The organism is Deltaproteobacteria bacterium (assembly GCA_016208165.1).
Taxonomy (GTDB): domain Bacteria; phylum Desulfobacterota; class Desulfarculia; order JACQYL01; family JACQYL01; genus JACQYL01.
Genome location: JACQYL010000115.1, coordinates 59,873 through 77,645 on the forward strand (window position 1 = coordinate 59,873; position 17,773 = coordinate 77,645).

11 protein-coding genes and 2 pseudogenes are annotated in these 17,773 nt (G+C 54.8%); all 13 read left to right on the top strand.

Translation table 11 applies throughout. The annotated features are described in order from the left end of the window. Positions 1-276 precede the first annotated feature (276 nt). Positions 277-2,315: pseudogene (locus HY788_20460) on the top strand (PAS domain S-box protein). Beyond that, positions 2,315-3,481: a response regulator gene (locus HY788_20465; protein MBI4776517.1), complete on the top strand. Its 1,167-nt coding sequence runs from the start codon at positions 2,315-2,317 to the stop codon at positions 3,479-3,481. The pseudogene HY788_20460 and the gene HY788_20465 overlap by 1 nt, the downstream one beginning before the upstream one ends. 21 nt (positions 3,482-3,502) lie before the next feature. Beyond that, positions 3,503-4,000, top strand: a complete 498-nt coding sequence (locus HY788_20470) for a universal stress protein (GenBank protein MBI4776518.1) — start codon at positions 3,503-3,505, stop codon at positions 3,998-4,000. 35 nt (positions 4,001-4,035) lie between these two features. Then, positions 4,036-4,437 carry a response regulator gene (locus tag HY788_20475; GenBank protein MBI4776519.1) on the top strand — a complete coding sequence of 134 codons (402 nt, stop codon included), beginning with the start codon at positions 4,036-4,038 and terminating at the stop codon, positions 4,435-4,437. A 119-nt stretch (positions 4,438-4,556) separates the two neighbouring features. Beyond that, complete coding sequence (locus tag HY788_20480; protein MBI4776520.1) at positions 4,557-6,329, top strand: sigma 54-interacting transcriptional regulator; 1,773 nt, start codon at positions 4,557-4,559, stop codon at positions 6,327-6,329. 300 nt (positions 6,330-6,629) lie between these two features. Beyond that, complete coding sequence (locus HY788_20485; protein ID MBI4776521.1) at positions 6,630-7,028, top strand: response regulator; 399 nt, start codon at positions 6,630-6,632, stop codon at positions 7,026-7,028. Positions 7,029-7,107: 79 nt separating this feature from the next. Continuing rightward, the gene (locus HY788_20490) at positions 7,108-10,518 is read left to right on the top strand and encodes an FAD-dependent oxidoreductase (protein ID MBI4776522.1); all 3,411 of its coding nucleotides are present in this window, start codon (positions 7,108-7,110) and stop codon (positions 10,516-10,518) included. Positions 10,519-10,623: 105 nt separating this feature from the next. Beyond that, positions 10,624-11,046: a hydrogenase iron-sulfur subunit gene (locus HY788_20495; GenBank protein ID MBI4776523.1), complete on the top strand. Its 423-nt coding sequence runs from the start codon at positions 10,624-10,626 to the stop codon at positions 11,044-11,046. A 99-nt stretch (positions 11,047-11,145) separates the two neighbouring features. Continuing rightward, a pseudogene (locus HY788_20500) lies at positions 11,146-12,173 on the top strand (4Fe-4S dicluster domain-containing protein). Positions 12,174-12,273: 100 nt separating this feature from the next. After that, positions 12,274-15,690: an FAD-dependent oxidoreductase gene (locus HY788_20505; protein ID MBI4776524.1), complete on the top strand. Its 3,417-nt coding sequence runs from the start codon at positions 12,274-12,276 to the stop codon at positions 15,688-15,690. A gap of 19 nt (positions 15,691-15,709) precedes the next feature. Then, positions 15,710-16,285 carry a 4Fe-4S dicluster domain-containing protein gene (locus HY788_20510; GenBank protein ID MBI4776525.1) on the top strand — a complete coding sequence of 192 codons (576 nt, stop codon included), beginning with the start codon at positions 15,710-15,712 and terminating at the stop codon, positions 16,283-16,285. Continuing rightward, positions 16,282-17,151, top strand: coding sequence for a CoB--CoM heterodisulfide reductase iron-sulfur subunit B family protein (locus HY788_20515; GenBank protein ID MBI4776526.1), 870 nt, complete (start codon positions 16,282-16,284; stop codon positions 17,149-17,151). The genes HY788_20510 and HY788_20515 overlap by 4 nt, the downstream gene beginning before the upstream one ends. Before the next feature lie 154 nt (positions 17,152-17,305). Next, positions 17,306-17,773 (top strand): 4Fe-4S dicluster domain-containing protein (locus tag HY788_20520; protein ID MBI4776527.1); only part of this gene is annotated, 468 nt, incomplete at its 3' end.

Sequence of the window (17,773 nt, forward strand, 5' to 3'; positions counted from 1 at the left end):
TCAGCGTCCTGTGTTCCCTGAGAACGACGGCCCGGTATAGGCCACGTCGGATAGACCCCGCCGGGCATCGAGGGGGCCGGCGTCGTCTTATTACCGGATTTGTCGCACAGCCGGAACGCATGACGGCAATGACTGCGAAAGTTCAACTCAGGTTCAGCCGGGTTTCAGTGATACTGAAGAGCCCTTCTTGAATGACGTGAGGAGAAAGCGCGCCCCTGAATCGATGTAACCGCTTTGTCCGTTCATTCCCACAAGGCCGCCGAAGGTGCGAACCCATTGAGTCGATCTTTTAAGATCCATCATAGCCTCAGTTTTCGCTTGATTTTCTGGGTGGGTGTGATCTTGTTGATCACTATAAGTATTTGGGCCTATTTCAACATCGAATACCAGAAAAAGAAGGCCTTGCACCGTGTGGCCTTGGAAGCGGAACGACTGGGCAACACGATCAAACTGGGGACGCACTATGCGATGATGCTCAACTCCAGGACCGATATCAATCAGATCATCAACAACATCGCGCGGCAGGAGGGCATCCGGAACATCCGTATATACAACAAGGATGGTGAGGTCAAGTTTTCCAACACGAGCGCGGAAGTCAATCAGACTACCGATATCAAAGCCGAAGCTTGCAATGTCTGCCATCAGACTCAACCGCCTCTGGATGAAGTCGAACTGATGCGACGGACGCGCATTTTCCGTTCGCCTTCGAACGACAGAGTGTTGGGTATTCTCAGTCCGATCTATAATGAGACCGGGTGTTCCGCCGTACCCTGCCATTTCCATCCTGAGGACAAGAGAATATTGGGACTCCTCGATGTGGTCTTTTCCTTGGAAGATACGGATGCGGAAATCCTGGCCTATGAAAAAGGCATCATTGGGCTTGCCCTCGCCGCTTTCATAGGGGCATCGAGTATCATAGCCCTATTCATCCTCCGATTCGTCAATCGCCCCATCAAGAACCTGATCACGGGTACACGCCACATCGGGGAAGGGGATTTCAGCTACGAGTTGGATGTTGCCCCGAAGGACGAGATAGGAGAACTAGCGTTGGCCACCAATAAGATGAGGAAAAGAATTCACGAAAAGCAAACGGAGCTGAACAAGCAAAGAGAAGTGTATCAGAGTCTGTTCGAGCAGGTACCCTGTTACGTAACGGTGCAGGACCGTAACCTCAGGCTCCTGAGATACAACCGGGAATTCGAAGAGAAATTCAGTCCCGAAATGGGCGACTATTGCTATAAGGCATACAAGAACCGAAATGAAAGGTGCGATGTATGTCCGGTTATGAGCACGTTCGAAGACGGTCAACCCCATACCAGCGAAGAGACGGGGGTCAAGAAGGACGGCAGTAAATCCTACTGGATGGTGAGAACCTCTCCGATCAAAGGCCCCACGGGAGAGGTGATCGCCGCCCTCGAGATGTCCCTTGATGTAACGGAGATCAAATGGCTGCAGGACGAAGCCAGAAGATCTGAAGAAAGATACCGGACATTTTTCAACACCATACCGAGCCCGGTATTTGTCCTGGATTCGAATGACCTTGAAATAATTGACTGCAACGATAGCGTGGCGGCTGTTTACGGGTATTCAAGAGATGAAATACTTGGTACTTCATTTATGGATCTATTCTCCGGAGGCGATCGCGATCAGTACATTTCGGAGTTGAAATCCACGGGCGCCATCGTTCAAGCCAAACACAATACCAAAGACGGAAGAACCATTTTCGTAAACATGAGACTTTCGCCATCCGACTATAAGGGCCGGAAAGTCTTCCTGGTCACATCCAGCGACATCACAAAACGATTGATGGCGGAACAACAACTCATACAGGCTGGCAAAATGGCTACGTTAGGCGAAATGGCCACTGGCATGGCCCACGAGTTGAATCAGCCGCTCACCGTGATGAAGACCGCCAGCAATAACTGCAAGCCGATTCTCCATGTATAATGGCCGATTCCAACCGGTTGGAACAGGTGTTCATAAACCTCCTTACCAACGCCAGGGATGCGATTGAAGAAAAATGGGCGGCGGGAAACCACAGCGGAGAAATAAAAACCATTTTTTTGCGAACACGCTCGACCGAAGACACGGTAGTCATCGAGGTCGAGGACACCGGGGCCGGCATTCCCGAAGCTATCAGGGAGAAGATCTTCGAGCCTTTTTTTACCACAAAGAAAGTGGGAACCGGCACCGGTCTGGGACTTTCCATCAGCTACGGCATTGTTCAGGACTATGAAGGCAGCATTGACGCGAAATCCACACCCGGAAGGGGATCTATATTCATCCTCCGGTTTCCCGAAGCGCGCGAGGCTTGATGGCTCGAAAAATTCTATTGGTGGACGACGAAGAGGGGATTCGAAAGGTCCTGAGCATTTCCCTCGAGGACAGCGGGTACCAGGTATTTTCGGCCAAGAGCGGCGAGGAGGCTCTCGATCTTTTCAGGGAGATCAAGCCTCCTATTGTACTCACAGACATCAAGATGCCGGGTATGGATGGCATCCAGCTGCTCCGTAGAGTCAAAGAGGACGCTCCCGATACGGAAGTGATCATGATCACGGGACACGGCGACATGGGCTTGGCCATTCAGAGTCTGAAGTTCGACGCCACCGATTTCATTACGAAACCGATTAATGACGAAGCCCTCGAAATCGCTCTGAAACGAGCCAACGAGAGAATCTATTTAAGGAAACAGCTAAGAGAATATACGGAAAACCTGGAAAGGCTCGTTGAAGAAAAAACAAAGCAGCTTCTGGAAGCGGAAAGACTGGCGGCGGTCGGGCAGACGGTGGCGGGATTGGCGCATACCATCAAGAACATCGCTTCAGGCCTGACAGGCGGCGGTTTTGTGTTGGAAAAGGGGATCGAGCTGAACCAACGGCAGTACCTGATCAACGGCTGGCAAATGATCAGGGGCAACGTGGAACGCATTAAGCGCATGGCGCTCGATCTCTTGAACTTTGCCAAACAAAGAGAACCCGATTACCAGCTGTGCGATCCAAACGCACCGCTCAAAGAGGTGCTCCAGCTGATGTTGCCCCGCTCCCAGGAGTATGGAGTCGAGCTGCAACTCGAGTCGGACGATCGGCTACCCAAAGCGTGGTTCGATCCGGAGGCCATACAGGCCTGCATTTTGGACCTGACCACGAACGCTATCGACGCGTGCATAGATTTCAACTGCGCGTCGGGGACCCGCACCGTCCTTCTGCGTTCACGTCAAAGCGACGGCTGGGCTGTGGAATACCGGGTCGAAGACAACGGATGCGGGATGGATGACGACACAAAGGCCAGGGTATTTCAGAATTTCTTCAGCACAAAGGGAAGCCAGGGAACCGGGCTCGGCTTGATGATTACGAAGAAAATCGTGGATGAACATGGAGGCGCCATTACATTTGAATCTGAAAAAGGAAAAGGCACGAAGTTCATCATCAAGCTGCCTTTGAGAGCAGGGGCCACTGAGGAGGCTCGGAAAAACGAAAGTTAAAACTTCAGGAAGGAGTCTGCCATGATAGAATACAAGAACATCCTTTTTTGCACTGATTTTTCGGAGGACGCCAACATCGCGTTTCTCCATGCGCTGGATCTGGCAAAGAAACATGGGGCACGGTTGCATATCCTGCACATTCCGCATTCTTCCTACTCCTATATGCGGCACGTGGTCGACGAGCATATACCGGAAGGCTCGCCCGGCGACGAGTCTTTTTTCAACGAAGAGGTCAAAAAGAAGGCCATAGAAGCGTTGAAGAAAGAGTATGACGCCCGTTTGAGCGGGTTCAGCAATTACACAATGGTGGTCAAAGTGGGTTCCCCGGACATCGAGATCGTCCGCTACGCCAAAAAGAACGATATCGACGTGATCGTGATGGGAGCCCTCGGAAAATCGGAACAGGACCGGATTGAACATGGCAGCACGGTCGCCAATGTGTCCAAGTACGCGCATTGCCACGTGATTGCCATAAGGAATCCGGCCAAACGGTTTACTTTACCCGGGCAGATGTACTAAGGCGGCCAGACACAAATCAACGGAGGATCAAAACCATGGCGAAAAAAATTCTGGTCGTGGACGACGAGCTGGATATGAGGACGTATGTGACCACGTTGCTGGAAACAAGCGGTTTTCACCCCATCGCGGCCAAGGACGGCGTACAAGGATTGGAACTGGCCCGCAAGAACAAGCCGGCCCTCATCATTCTGGATGTGATGATGCCCATGGAAAGCGGGATCAACATGTACCGGGAATTGAAAAAGGATCCGTCCCTGAAAGACACTCCGGTCATTATGCTTTCAGGTCTGTCCAAGAAAACCTTCTACCATTCTCAGAAGGTCCTGGACGAGTACAAGGGAGAACAGATCCCCGAACCTCAGGCCTACATTGAAAAACCGCCGGAGCCGGACGAGCTTCTGATGGCCGTTAACAAGTGTTTTGAAAAGAGCGCCTAAACCGGAACCCCGATCTGAATGGCGACCGGCCTGCTTCCGGTTCGGGAAATTGGACGCCTCCTTACGCGTACCCCTCTTTCAAGCGTATGTGTGTTTGATTTCGGAAAGAACAGTGTCAGATGAGAACTAGTCTTAAAAGCGGCGCGGCTCCGAAGGAGCCGCAAATCGACCAATTCATTCGTTACGAGCAATTGTGGTCTTTGCTGGTGGATCTGCGGGTAGGCGTATTCACGGTGGACGCCCATCGCAAGATCACTTCCTTCAACAAAGCCGCGGAACTAATGACCGGGTATAAGGAAGAAGAAGTCATTGGCAGGTTCTGTCACGAGGTTTTTCTGAACGAGCTTTGCTACGGCGAGTGCAAGTATCATGAAGCGGTGCTGGCCGAGCAGAAAACCCTGAGTTTCGACGTGGAGATCGTAGACTCCCGCAATGAACGACAAATGGTCACCAAGATCGTTACGCCGCTCTACGATGCGAATCAGAATACCATGGGCTGCATGGAGATTTTCCAGGATCGCTCCACGTTCGAAGAATTGATCAACCGCATACGCTACGATCAGCAACAACTTAAAATCATCCTTAACAATCTCGATATCGGGATACTCACGGTCACCCGGGGCAATCTCATTTCATTCTTCAACACCATGGCGGAATCCATCTCCGGCTTCAACCGAAAAGAGGTGCTCGGAAAGCCGCTCTCTACCGTGCTCGGCAACGAGGCGGGCCGAAGTGTCTCATTAATGCAGCAATGCATCGAAACCGGCAAATCCCATTCCAATAACAAGGGCTGGATAACGAGCAGAACCGGTGACCCTATCCCGATCCGGGCCAACTACATGGCCCTCAGAAACGACCATGGGAAGATCGTCGGGGGACTGGCCACCGTTCAGGACCTTTCCTTGATCGACCACCTCAGCCGGGCCATTTCAAAGCGTTACACGTTTGCCGATATGGTGGGCAAAGATCCTTCCATGCAAAAAATCTTCCAAATCATCCCGGTAATCGCCGCCAGTGAAGCTACGGTGCTGATCGAGGGCCCTACCGGTACCGGCAAAGATCTTCTCGCCCAAGTTATTCATAACCAGAGTAATCGTAAGAACAAGCCGATGGTTAAGGTAAACTGCGCGGCGCTTCCCGACAATCTCCTCGAATCGGAAATGTTCGGATATGCGAAAGGAGCTTTCACGGGAGCGGACAAGGACAAGCCCGGAAGATTCCAGGAGGCGGACGGCGGCACCATATTCCTGGACGAGATCGGAGATCTTCCGCTGTCCCTTCAAGCTAAGTTGCTCCGCGTTTTAGAGGACAAGGAGTTCTATCCTCTGGGAAGCCGGAAGACGACCAAGGTCAACGTTCGAATCATAGCCGCCACAAACCAGGGGCTGGAAAGATTGGTTAAGGAAAAGCGATTCCGCGAGGACCTGTTCTACAGGCTCAATGTGATCAGGATGGAAATGCCCCCTCTGAAACAACGTAAGGGAGACCTCCCTCTGCTGATCGACCATATTGTCAAGAGCCTGGGAGCCAGGAGAAAAACCGGCCCGATCCGCATTGCGGAAGATGCGATGGAGATCCTTCTGAATCATGATTACCCCGGGAATATACGAGAGCTGGAAAATATTCTGGTGCATGCCCTAATCCTATGCGAGGAAGGCGTGATCGAACGCAGGCACTTGCCCCTGTCGCTTCAGAAAGGCGTTTCCGAGCCCGCGCCCTCCGATGCGTCGTCTAAAGACGCCGCCGCTACGCCCCACTTGAGTGAACGGGAACTCCTTGTTCAGATTTTGGTGCGCCACCATTGGAATAGGGGGGAGACGGCACGGGAACTGGGCATCGATCGAACGACTCTGTGGCGTAAAATGAAGAAATACCATGTTCTCCCTTCCTAGGCTTCACCGGCCGGGACGGTCCTCGGACAACGCAACATGTTGCAATTTTGTTGCAGTTTGTTGCATACTGTTGCAGTGATATTTAACCCGCTTATTTTGCACTCCTTTTCACTGCTGCTCCCTGTCCTGTTCCTTGGTTTTGTTGCACACGTGCAACAAAACAACCGGTTTTACCGCTCGGTTTCCACCCCCCATCGATTCCAATAGCCTGAAAAATCAGGACTTAAACCATTTGGCACGTAAATTGCTAATGTGAAAAGAGGAACACAGTAGCAGATTTTTTTCTTACAGGAGAGGGAGATGGCCAACAAGAAAATATTGGTCGTGGACGATGAACTGGACACGAGGACCTTCCTATCCACTCTCCTAGAAACCAGCGGGTACATCCCGGTGCTCGCCGTCGACGGAAAGGAAGGTATCCTCAAGGCCAGGCAACTAAAGCCGGAACTCATTATCCTGGATGTGATGATGCCCGAAGAGGGCGGCATACAACTGTATCGGGACATCAAGAATGACGCGCATCTGAGGAATACTCCGGTAATTATGCTTTCAGGCATTGCAAAGAAAACGTTTTTCCATGCCTTGAATATGCTCAACCTGAACACCAGCAAAATGGTTCCCGAACCGGAAGCGTATATCGAGAAGCCGCCCGAGCCGGAAGAGCTTTTGGCGTGGACCCGCAGTTTGCTGCAAACGTGACGATTTTAAGGTGGGAAGTCATACTTCGGGAAAAAGGTTTGTCGCCGTTGATCTTCTTAACCGAGGAAGAGGTTGAATGATGTCAAACAGGATCGGGTTTTATATCTGTCATTGCGGTGTGAACATCGCGGGAAAGGTCAAAGTCGAGGAGGTCGCGGAGTTCGCGAGGGGTCTTAAGAACGTGGTAGTCGCCCGCGACTACAAATTCATGTGTTCCGACCCGGGTCAGGAGATGATCGAAAAGGACATCAGGGAACAGAACCTGAATCGGGTTGTTGTTGCCTCCTGCAGCCCCCGACTTCACGAAAAAACGTTCCAGGGTGCGTGCCAACGAGGGGGCATCAACCCCTATCTCTTTCAGATGGCCTCTGTCAGAGAACAGGTTTCCTGGGTCACGCCGGACGGGACTGCGGCTACGAGGAAGGCAAAATCCCTCGCCGCTGCCGCCATCAACCGGGTCAACTATCACAAGGGTTTGGTCCAAAGGGAAGTGAAGGTTCATCCGGACGTCATGGTGGTGGGAGGCGGCATTGCGGGCATGCAAGCCGCCCTCGACATTGCGAACGCCGGCCACAAGGTCTATCTGGTGGAGAGACAGACCACCATCGGCGGTCACATGCTGCAGTTCGACAAAACGTTTCCGACGCTGGACTGTGCGGCCTGTATCGGAACCCCCAAAATGGTCTCCGTGGGCCAAAACGCAAACATCGAGCTGCTTACGTACAGCGAGGTGGACGAAGTGTCCGGTTTCGTAGGCAACTATAAGGTAAAGGTCCGCCGGAACCCCAGATACGTTAAAGAGGGCGTGTGTACGGGCTGCGGGGAATGCGCCCTTGTGTGTCCTGTCGAGAGGTCTAGCGAGTGGGACGAAGGCCTTTCCAAACGAAAAGCCATATTCAGAGCTTTCCCCCAGGCGGTTCCGATTACCTACGCCATCGAGAAGTTGGACCGGGCCCCCTGCGTTATCACCTGCCCTGCGGGCGTCAACGTCCAGGGCTATGTCCAGCTCATCGGACAGGGCAAATACGAGCAAGCCGTCCGGTTGATCATGGAACGCCTTCCGTTGCCCGGCGTACTCGGCCGGGTCTGCCCCCATCCTTGCGAATCCCAGTGCCGAAGGCTCGAAGTGGACCAGGCTATCGCCATAAGGGACCTCAAGCGCCACGCCGCCGACCGTGTGGATCTCGAAAAACTGCCGGCGCCGAAGATTGTGGATCGGGAGGAAAAAGTGGCTGTCGTCGGATCGGGCCCGGCGGGATTAACGGTCGCTTACTACCTCAGATTGAAGGGCTATCGAGTGACTATTTTCGAGGCGCTCGATTGTTTGGGCGGAATGCTGCGAGTGGGCATTCCGGACTACCGACTGCCTCCCGAAATATTGAACAAAGAGATCGACTACCTGCTCAAGACCGGTATCGAAGTGAAATCGGGGGTTCGGTTGGGTGTCGATTTCACGCTCGACAGCCTGAAGGAGCGGGGTTTCAACGCCATATTCCTTGGAACGGGCGCCCACGATACCATGAAAATGAAAGTTCCCGGCGAGGACGAGTTCAAGGGAGTGATCGATGCGGTCGAATTTCTGAGACGAGTCAACCTGGGGCTTCGCGAGCGGCCGGGCAATCGCGTGACCATCATCGGCGGAGGCAATGTGGCCATTGACGCCGCCAGGGCTGCAAAGCGGCTCGGAAGCGACGAGGTCACGATCGTGTATCGCCGCAGCCGAGACGAAATGCCGGCCTATCCGGAGGAGATCGAAGGTGCGTTGGCCGAGGGCGTCAAGATGCACTTCCTCACGGCCCCGATTCGAATTCAGGGTTCCAACGGCGGAACCACGGGCCTGGAATGCCTCAAGACGGAACTGAGCACCCCTGACGCCAGCGGGCGACGGCGTCCGGTTCCGGTGGAAGGTTCCGAATTCGTCATCGACTGCGACGTCGTGATTCCGGCCATCGGCCAGATGCCCGACGTCAAATGGGCCGACGGCCTGGCCGATCTGGCCCTGAGTCCCCTGAGCACCTATGTGGTGAACCCGTACACCATGCAATCCACGATACCTAACGTGTTCGCGGCAGGTGATTCCGTGTCCGGGCCGGCCACGGTGGTTGAAGCCATAGCCGCGGGTCACAAGGCCGTGGAAGCCATCCACTGCTATCTGAACGGCCAGGATTTGGATAAACTCGCCGAAAAGCTGGAGGACCAAGCTCCTCCGGGCCGCCACTGGAACGATATTCCCGAAAATACTCTCATAGAGAAACGCGCAGCCGTCCGCCACAGAACTGCCAAAGAAAGCGTGGCCGGTTTTGACGAGGTCGATCTCGGCTTCGTGGAAGAAGACGCCCGGAAAGAAGCGTCCCGGTGCCTTAACTGCGGGATCTGCAGCGAGTGCATGGAATGTGTTCGGGTATGTGAAGCCAAAGCCGTGAACCATCAGGCGGAGGAACAGATAAGAGAGGTCCAGGTGGGCAGCATCATTCTGGCCACCGGGTATGATCTTTTCGATCCGACCCCTATGAAACAGTTCGGGTATGGAAGAAGTCCCAATATCTTGACCAGTCTGGAATTTGAACGGTTGAACAACGCCACCGGCCCCACAAGCGGAAAGATCCTAATGCGGGACGATAATGGAAAGTTCACCCGCCCGCCGGAAAGCGTGGCCATTATTCATTGCGTCGGCAGCCGCGATACGAATTACCACGAGTACTGTTCCCGGGTCTGCTGCATGTACGCGCTCAAATACGGTCACCTTTTGCGGGATAAGGTGGGACACCATACCAAGATTTACGATTACTATATCGACATGCGTTGCTATGGAAAAGGCTACGAAGAATTCTACCGGAGATGCCAGGAAGAAGGCATTACTTTTGTGCGAGGTAAACCCGCGGAAGTCAGCCTGCAGGCCACGACTCCTGAAGAGCAAGGCAAGCTCGTGGTCATCGGAGAAGATACGCTCATCGGCAGACGTTTTCGCACCCCCGTGGATATGGTCGTACTCTGCGCCGCCATGCAGTCTCGAGAAGATACCGCCGATGTAGGAAGGGTATTCGGCGTCAATCAAGGCGCGGACGGTTTCTTCCTCGAGGAACATCCGAAGCTCGGTCCCCTCAACACGGCTACGGATGGTGTCTTCCTGGCGGGGGCCTGCCAGGGGCCCAAGGATATCCCGGATACGGTTGCCCAGGCCTCGGGAGCGGCCGTGAAATCTCTGCAGTTGGCCACCTTGGGCAGGGTGCCCGTTTCTTCGACAATCTCCTGGATCGACCCGGACGTTTGCGCCGGCTGTCAGACGTGCATCAACCTTTGCGCTTATTCAGCCATTGAATTCGACGAGAGACGGGGGGTTTCCGTAGTCAACGAGGCGCTTTGTAAGGGATGCGGGAGCTGCTCCGGCTTTTGCCCGAGCGGGGCCGCCCAGGTCAGACATTTCAACGAGCGGCAGATCTTCGCTGAGCTTGAAGGTGTCATGGACGCGCTTGCTCAGGTGGGAACGTAGCTCTCGACGCGGAAAGGACGGCCACGGAGCCGGCGGAACGCGAACGCTTTGTGGCTTGTGTGTCTGGATAATATCAACAAACAGATCTGAAAAATGGAGGTCCAGATGGCCGATTTTGAACCAACAATCATCGCATTTGTGTGCAACTGGTGCACCTATACAGCAGCGGACCTGGCGGGAACGTCCAGGCTGAGTTACCCCAGCAATGTACGGTTGATCCGAATGATGTGCACCGGCATGGTGGATCCGAAATACGTGATAAAGGCGCTCCTGGAAGGGGCCGACGCCGTACTCATCAGCGGATGTCATCCCGGCGACTGTCACTACATCAATGGTAATTACAAGGCCCGCAGACGGGTTAAATTGCTCAAAGAGATCCTCCCGAGGTTCGGATTCGACGAAGGCAGGGTCAAATTGACCTGGATCGGAGCCAGCGAGGGTGTGGATTTTGCCGGCACCATCAAGGAAATGGTTGAAAAAGTCAAGGCCCTCGGCCCCATCGAAACCAAGACGCAAATGGTAATTTAGCAATGGAGAATACGGACTTCTCGATAACGAAAGCGGGAATGCGAGATCACGTTCGCGAATCAAATCCCTCATTCAAAAGACGGTCCCCGGAGGAGATTCATGGCTAAGACAGGGAAAATCGATGTGAAAGATCAACATATTTTGGACTCGCTGCAGGGACTCTTCAAGCGGATTCTCACAGACGGCGATATAAGCGGAATCATGGTGAACCAACACCTTACCGACAAGAACACGGTTATGCCTACGTTGGTGACGGACCCGGAAAAGCTCAAGGGCATCGATCCCTTGGCTCCGGTATTCCCCATGAATGCCGCCAAAGTGGTTTCCAAGCTCACGAGAAAGCCTATCGGAGGTCGGATTGCCGTGGTGCTGCGTCCATGTGAAGTGCGGGCTTTCGTCGAGCTGGTGAAACTGAAACAGGGCCGGATGGACGAGGTGATACTTATAGGAACCGACTGTTACGGCGCTTACAGCAATGTCAATTATCCCCGTTTCGCGGGGAACGACGGTGTCAACGCCACGCTTCGGTTCCTGGAAAACGCGGCCTCGGGCAAACCGACCTCCCAGGACGACTTCGACTTGTCCCCGGCTTGCAAGTCCTGCGAACATCCGATTCCGGAGAGCGCCGACCTGACCAGGAGGCTGTCGATAAGCTTCTGGCCAAGCGGACTGCCTATCGGGATCAGATGTTTCAAGAGACCAGTGAAGCCACCTCGGACGTCAAGAAGCTGACGAATTATCTGTCCAACTGTGTCAACTGCTACAATTGCCGAGTGGCCTGTCCCGTGTGCTACTGCAAGGAGTGCGTGTTTGTCACCGACGTATTCGACCACGAACCAGCCCAGTATCTGCGTTGGGCCAAGCGAAAAGGCATCCTGAAGGTGCCGACGGATACGGTCTTTTACCATCTTACCCGGCTGGCGCATATGAGCACCGCATGCATCGGATGCGGCCAGTGCTCCAATGCATGTCCGAATAACATCCCCGTCATGGAGCTGTTCAGGACCGTAGCTAATTTCACTCAGAAGGCTTTTAACTACGAGGCCGGACGAAGTATCGAGGACGAACCGCCCCTGTCGGTATTTCGCGAAAAGGAATTCTCCGACGTCACGGGGGGAAAAGATTAATGTCCGTTGTCCGTTGTCAATAGTCGTTTGCGACTAAGGCAGTGGAGGATCAGTTCAAGTTTAAGGCCCAGAGAAACGGACGACTGGAGGTTTTTCTGTCATGAGAAAGAAGATTGGCTCAGCTTTGGTCGTGGGATCCGGTATCGGTGGCATCCGGTCCGCCCTCGATTTGGCGGAACAGGGATACCATGTGACGATGATCGACAAAGCTCCCCATCTGGGCGGCGTGCTCACCCAGCTGGACTACCAGTTTCCCACGGATCGCTGCGGCATGTGTAAAATGCTTCCGCTGGTAGAACGGGATGCTTCCTCTCATTATTGTTTGAGGAAGGGTCTCTTCCACGAAAATATCGATATTATGCTTTCCACTGAAATGGTGGAACTGCAAGGCGAGCCCGGAAAATTTCAGGTAAGACTGAGTCAGAAACCCACTATGGTCGACCCGACCCGCTGCATTGGATGCGGCGAGTGCAGTCGCGTCTGCCCTGTGGAGGTTCCGGACGAGTTCAATAAGGGACTCACGAAGAGAAAGGCCGTCTATCTTCCGGTCCCGCACAACATTCCCAACACGTACGTTGTGGACATGGCGTCGTGCACCCTTTGTGGAGAATGCGAGAAGATCTGCCCCACACAGGCCATCGATTTCGGAACGGAGGCCCGCAAAGAATTTCGGATTCTCGTGGTCGACGACGAGTTGGTGGTGCGTGACTCCCTCAAGGAATGGTTGCACGAAGAGGGATTCAATGTGGACATGGCCGAGTCGGGTATCGACGCCTTGGAAAAACTGGCGCAGAACCCCTACCAGCTTATGCTCCTGGATATCAAGATGCCTGGGATGGACGGGGTGGAAGTGCTCAAACGGTCCAAGGAACTCCATCCGGAGCTTCCGGTGGTGATGATGACCGCCTACGCCACGGTCGAGACCGCCGTAGAGGCCATGAAGATGGGAGCGCTGGACTACCTGATGAAGCCCTTCGATCCGAACAAACTGGTGTCCATGGTCATACAGTTGTATCAGAAGATCCAGCGGGCGGGCGAGCGGGAGATCGAGGTCGGTGCGGTTGTTCTGTCCGCCGGCTTCGAATCCTACGATCCGAGAACGGGCAAGAATACGTACGGGTATTCCGAGCTGCCCAACGTGTTGACGAGCATCGAGTTCGAACGGTTGGTCAGCGGCACGGGACCCAACAAAGGCAGACTGTTAACGCCCGACGGCAAAGAGATCAAACGGGCGGCCTGGCTGCAGTGTGTCGGTTCCCGGGACCGGCAGGCGGATGCGGATTTCTGCTCCTCGGCCTGCTGCATGTTCTCCATAAAAGAAGCCCAGCTCGCCAAAGAGAAAAGCAACGGCGATGTGGAAACCACCATATTCTATATGGACATGCGCACATACGGTAAAGACTTCCAGCGCTACAAAGACCAGGCGGAAAAGGAACACGGCGTACGATTCCAGAGAAGCCGCGTACATTCCATCGAACCTTTCGGGGCCAACGGAGCCCTCCGAATCAGTTACGTTGACGTCAGCGGAGAACTGCATCAAGAGGACTACGATCTGGTGGTGCTGGCCGCGGGCCAGAGACCGCCTGCAGGAACCGATCGGTTGGCTGAAATGGCCGGTGTCGAGACGAATCAATGGGGCTTCTGCCAGGCGGTGGGGTTTTCTCCATGCAAAACGAACCACGAGGGTGTTGTCGTGGGCGGCTCCTTTTCCGGACTTCGGGACATCTCGGAATCCGTGATCCAGGCCAGCTCCGCCTCCATCACCGCATCCAAACTGATTCATTCCAAAGGCGGCGGTCTCGCGGAGCAACCATCCGAGGAAACGGCTTATCGTGACGTATCGAGAGAGATACCCCGGGTCGCGGTCGCCTTGTGTTCCTGTGGTGGGAGTATGGGCAACCTGGGCGCTCTGGAGACGTATCTGGAGGAAAGAAATGGTGTGGCTCAAGTCCATACCATCGATCGCCTCTGCACCCGCCAGGGCTGGGAAGAGCTTCAGCAAGCCGTGGGCAAGGATAAATTCAACCGGTTGCTGATCGGCGCCTGCATGCCTTACGTTTACAGCCGGACGCTGCGCGAACTGGGCGACGAGATCGGCCTTCATCCGACTCTGATCGATGTAGTGGATATCCGGACGTCGGCGTTTCCGGGGGGAGGTTCCGACGAGGCGTCGGTTATCCGGAACATGGAGGCGGTGACCTCGATGGGTGTCGGCAAGCTGAAGGGAGCCGATCCCGTGCCCATACCCACGATTCCTGTTTATCAGTCGGCTCTGGTGGTGGGAGGAGGCATTGCGGGTATGACCTCCGCGCTGTCCATTGCGGATCACGGCTATAAGGTCCACCTGGTGGAGCAGGAAGCCGAACTGGGTGGAAACCTACGGACCCTGCATCGCACCATCGAAGGTCTGTCGCCGCAGGAACTCCTCGAGGACACCATAGCCAAAATAGAAAAACATCCTCTGGTAGAGCTTCATACCGGGGGGAGAATCTTGCACTCCCATGGTCACGTGGGCCGCTTTTCCACCGTCATCGAAAACCAAGACGGCGGGGGAGAAACCATCGAGCACGGCGTGACTATCCTGGCTACCGGCGGTGCGGAGGCCAAGACCAAAAGCTACTCCTATGGAGAGAGCGAGGCCATCGTCACCCAGCATGAATTGGAGGAAAAACTGGCGAACGGCAGTATCGATCCCAAACAGCTCGGCGCCGTAGCCATGATCCAATGCGTCGATTCGAGAGAGGAGCCCCGTAACTACTGCAGCCGCATCTGCTGCACCTCCGCTCTCAAGAACGCTCTGTTTCTCAAGGAACAGAATCCTGAAACCGACGTGTACGTATTTTATCGCGACATGATGTCCTACGGGTTCCTGGAAAGTTATTTCACCAAGGCCCGGCGCGCGGGCGTCATGTTTTTTCTTTACGACGTCAATGACAAACCTCGGGTGACGGTCAAGAACGATCGCCCCGTGATCGCGGCCAAAGACATGATCCTGGGCCGTCCCCTGGAACTGAATCCGGACCTGCTCGTCTTGAGCACCGGTATCGTTCCGAACGACACGCAATCGCCGGCGGAACTGTTCGGGGTCCCCGTCAATCAGGACGGCTTCTATCAGGAAGCGGAATCCAAATGGCGTCCGGTGGACTTTATACGAGAAGGTATTTTCATGGCCGGCATCGCCCACTCGCCCCGTTCCATTGTCGAGTCCATCGCCACGGCCAATGCTGCCTCCCAACGTGCGCTCAGAATTCTGAAAAGCGAACGTTTGGCTGCAGGTAGCGTGGTTGCGGAGGTTCGACACAGCCTGTGCTCCCTTTGTGAACGTTGCGTTGACGCTTGTCCCTACCACGCCCGTGAATATGATGAAGACGAGGATCGGATAACCGTGGACGAAATCATGTGTCAGGGCTGCGGTTCCTGCGCGGCGGTCTGTCCCAACAGCGCCTCGGTGCTTCGAGGGTTCAGGAACCAGCAGATGTTTGAAGTACTGGACGCGGCTCTGGAAGCCATTCTCTGAAAGGAGAGGATGTTTAATCATGGAACAACCGGTAAATACGACAAAGGCGACGCACGAGGCCCCCTTATCGCGGCTCAGGGCTGAAATCCAGGAAAACGTCCGGGCCTGCATGCAGTGCGGCACCTGCACGGGATCTTGTATGAATTCCTTTGCCATGGACCTGACGCCACGCCAGGTATGGCGGCTGGCCCAACTGGGCGACATAGAAAGCATTTTCAAAAGCAAAACCTTTTATCTCTGTTCCGCCTGTTATTATTGCACCTTGCGCTGCCCGCGAGGACTGCAGCTGACCGAGACCATGGGCGCGTTAAAGAGATTGGCCGCCGCTCAAGGGCTGACCAAGTTCAAACAGAGCGCCAATTTCTACAAAACGTTCATGGATACGGTCCAGCGTTACGGTCGGCTCAGGGAGATGGAGTTCATCAACCGTTACTTTATCTCCATGAAAAGCCCGATTTTTCCTTTCAGTTACATTCCATTGGGCCTTAAGCTCATGAAGAAGGGAAAGGTTTCCATCGAGGCTCCGAAACTGTTCGGCGAAGGAAGATTCGACCGACTTTTTCAGAAAGTTCAGGAATTGGAGAAGAGAACATGAAATATATCTACTATCCGGGCTGCACGCTCGAGGGCACGGCCCGGGAATACGACCAGTCGACCCGGGCGGCCATGAAAGCGCTGGGCGGAGAGTTGCTGGAACTCGAGGACTGGACCTGTTGCGGCGCAAGTGCGGCCGAGGCTACCAGTTACCTCCTGGCCATGGTGTTGGCCGCACGTAACCTCGCCCTGGGAGACCGCATTGACAGCGAGGCCGATTTTCTGGTACCGTGCAGCGCTTGTTATCTGAATCTGAGAAGGGTCGAAGACCATGTCAGTCGAGATCCCCAGCTTTCAGGCAAGATCAACGAGGCCCTGAAGGACGAGGGCCTGGTATACAAAGGAAAAAGGAAAGTGCGCCATCTCCTGGACGTCCTGGCCAGGGATTTCGATCCCGAGGGCATCCGGCCGCTGGTGAAAAGGAGTCTCGAAGGCCTGACCGTGGCGCCTTATTACGGCTGTCAAACCCTGCGCCCGTACGCCGGCTTTGACGATCCGGAGCAGCCCCGATCCATGGAATCTCTTATCGAGGCTCTGGGTGCGAACGTTTACCCCTGGTCCGTGGGAAGCAAATGCTGCGGAGCGGCCCTCATGTCCACAAAAAAAGAGGTGGCCATGGAACTCACCGGCGGCATTCTCGATGCCGCGCGGGGAGCGGATTGCATCGTCACGGTCTGCCCCATGTGCCAGATGAACCTGGAAGCATATCAAGAACCCATTGCAAGGAAGCGCGGCGAGGCCGTCAAGATTTCGGTTCTTTACCTGCCGCAGCTTATGGGATGGGCTTTTGGTCTGCCGGGTGACGCGTTGAAATTGAATCTCAATCTGGCCCTGAATGACTCTTTCCGCAGGAAGGTCGGGATGTAGCCATGCCGAATGGGGCGGAATCGCACTCTATTGCCGGGAGAGCACAGCGAAGACGAGCATACGCTCAACATCCTGTTACCGGTGGCCGGGATGATGACAGAACCGCATCTCCCTCGCCGGTCGGCGCGCCCAATCTCTAAAGGAGGTTTACTACATGGATCCAATAACCATTAAACGCAAGGAACGCAGGCTGGTCGTGGCTCCCGAATGGGCGGACACGTGCTTCACCTGCGGCACGTGTGCCGGAGGCTGTCCGGTGGCCGGGATCGACGGTCTCGACCCTAGAAAGGCAGTCCGCATGGCCGCTCTCGGCATGGAACAGGAGCTGATCGACTCGCGCTTTCCCTGGGTCTGCACCCTTTGCGGCCGCTGTGAGTACGCGTGTCCCCAAGGAGTGGAGATCCTGAAGATGATGCGCAAGGCCAGAGGCCTGCGCGAAAGGAAGAAGGTTCCCGGCCCCATCCACAAGGGTGTGGTCATGGACTTGGAACGTGGAAACAACCTGGGGATTCCGAGGGACGACTTCCTGTTTCTTCTGGCGGACCTCGGCAAGGAAATGGAGGACGAAGGGTTTCCCGGCTTCTACGTTCCGGTGGATAAGCAGGGCGCCAACCTCTTCGTT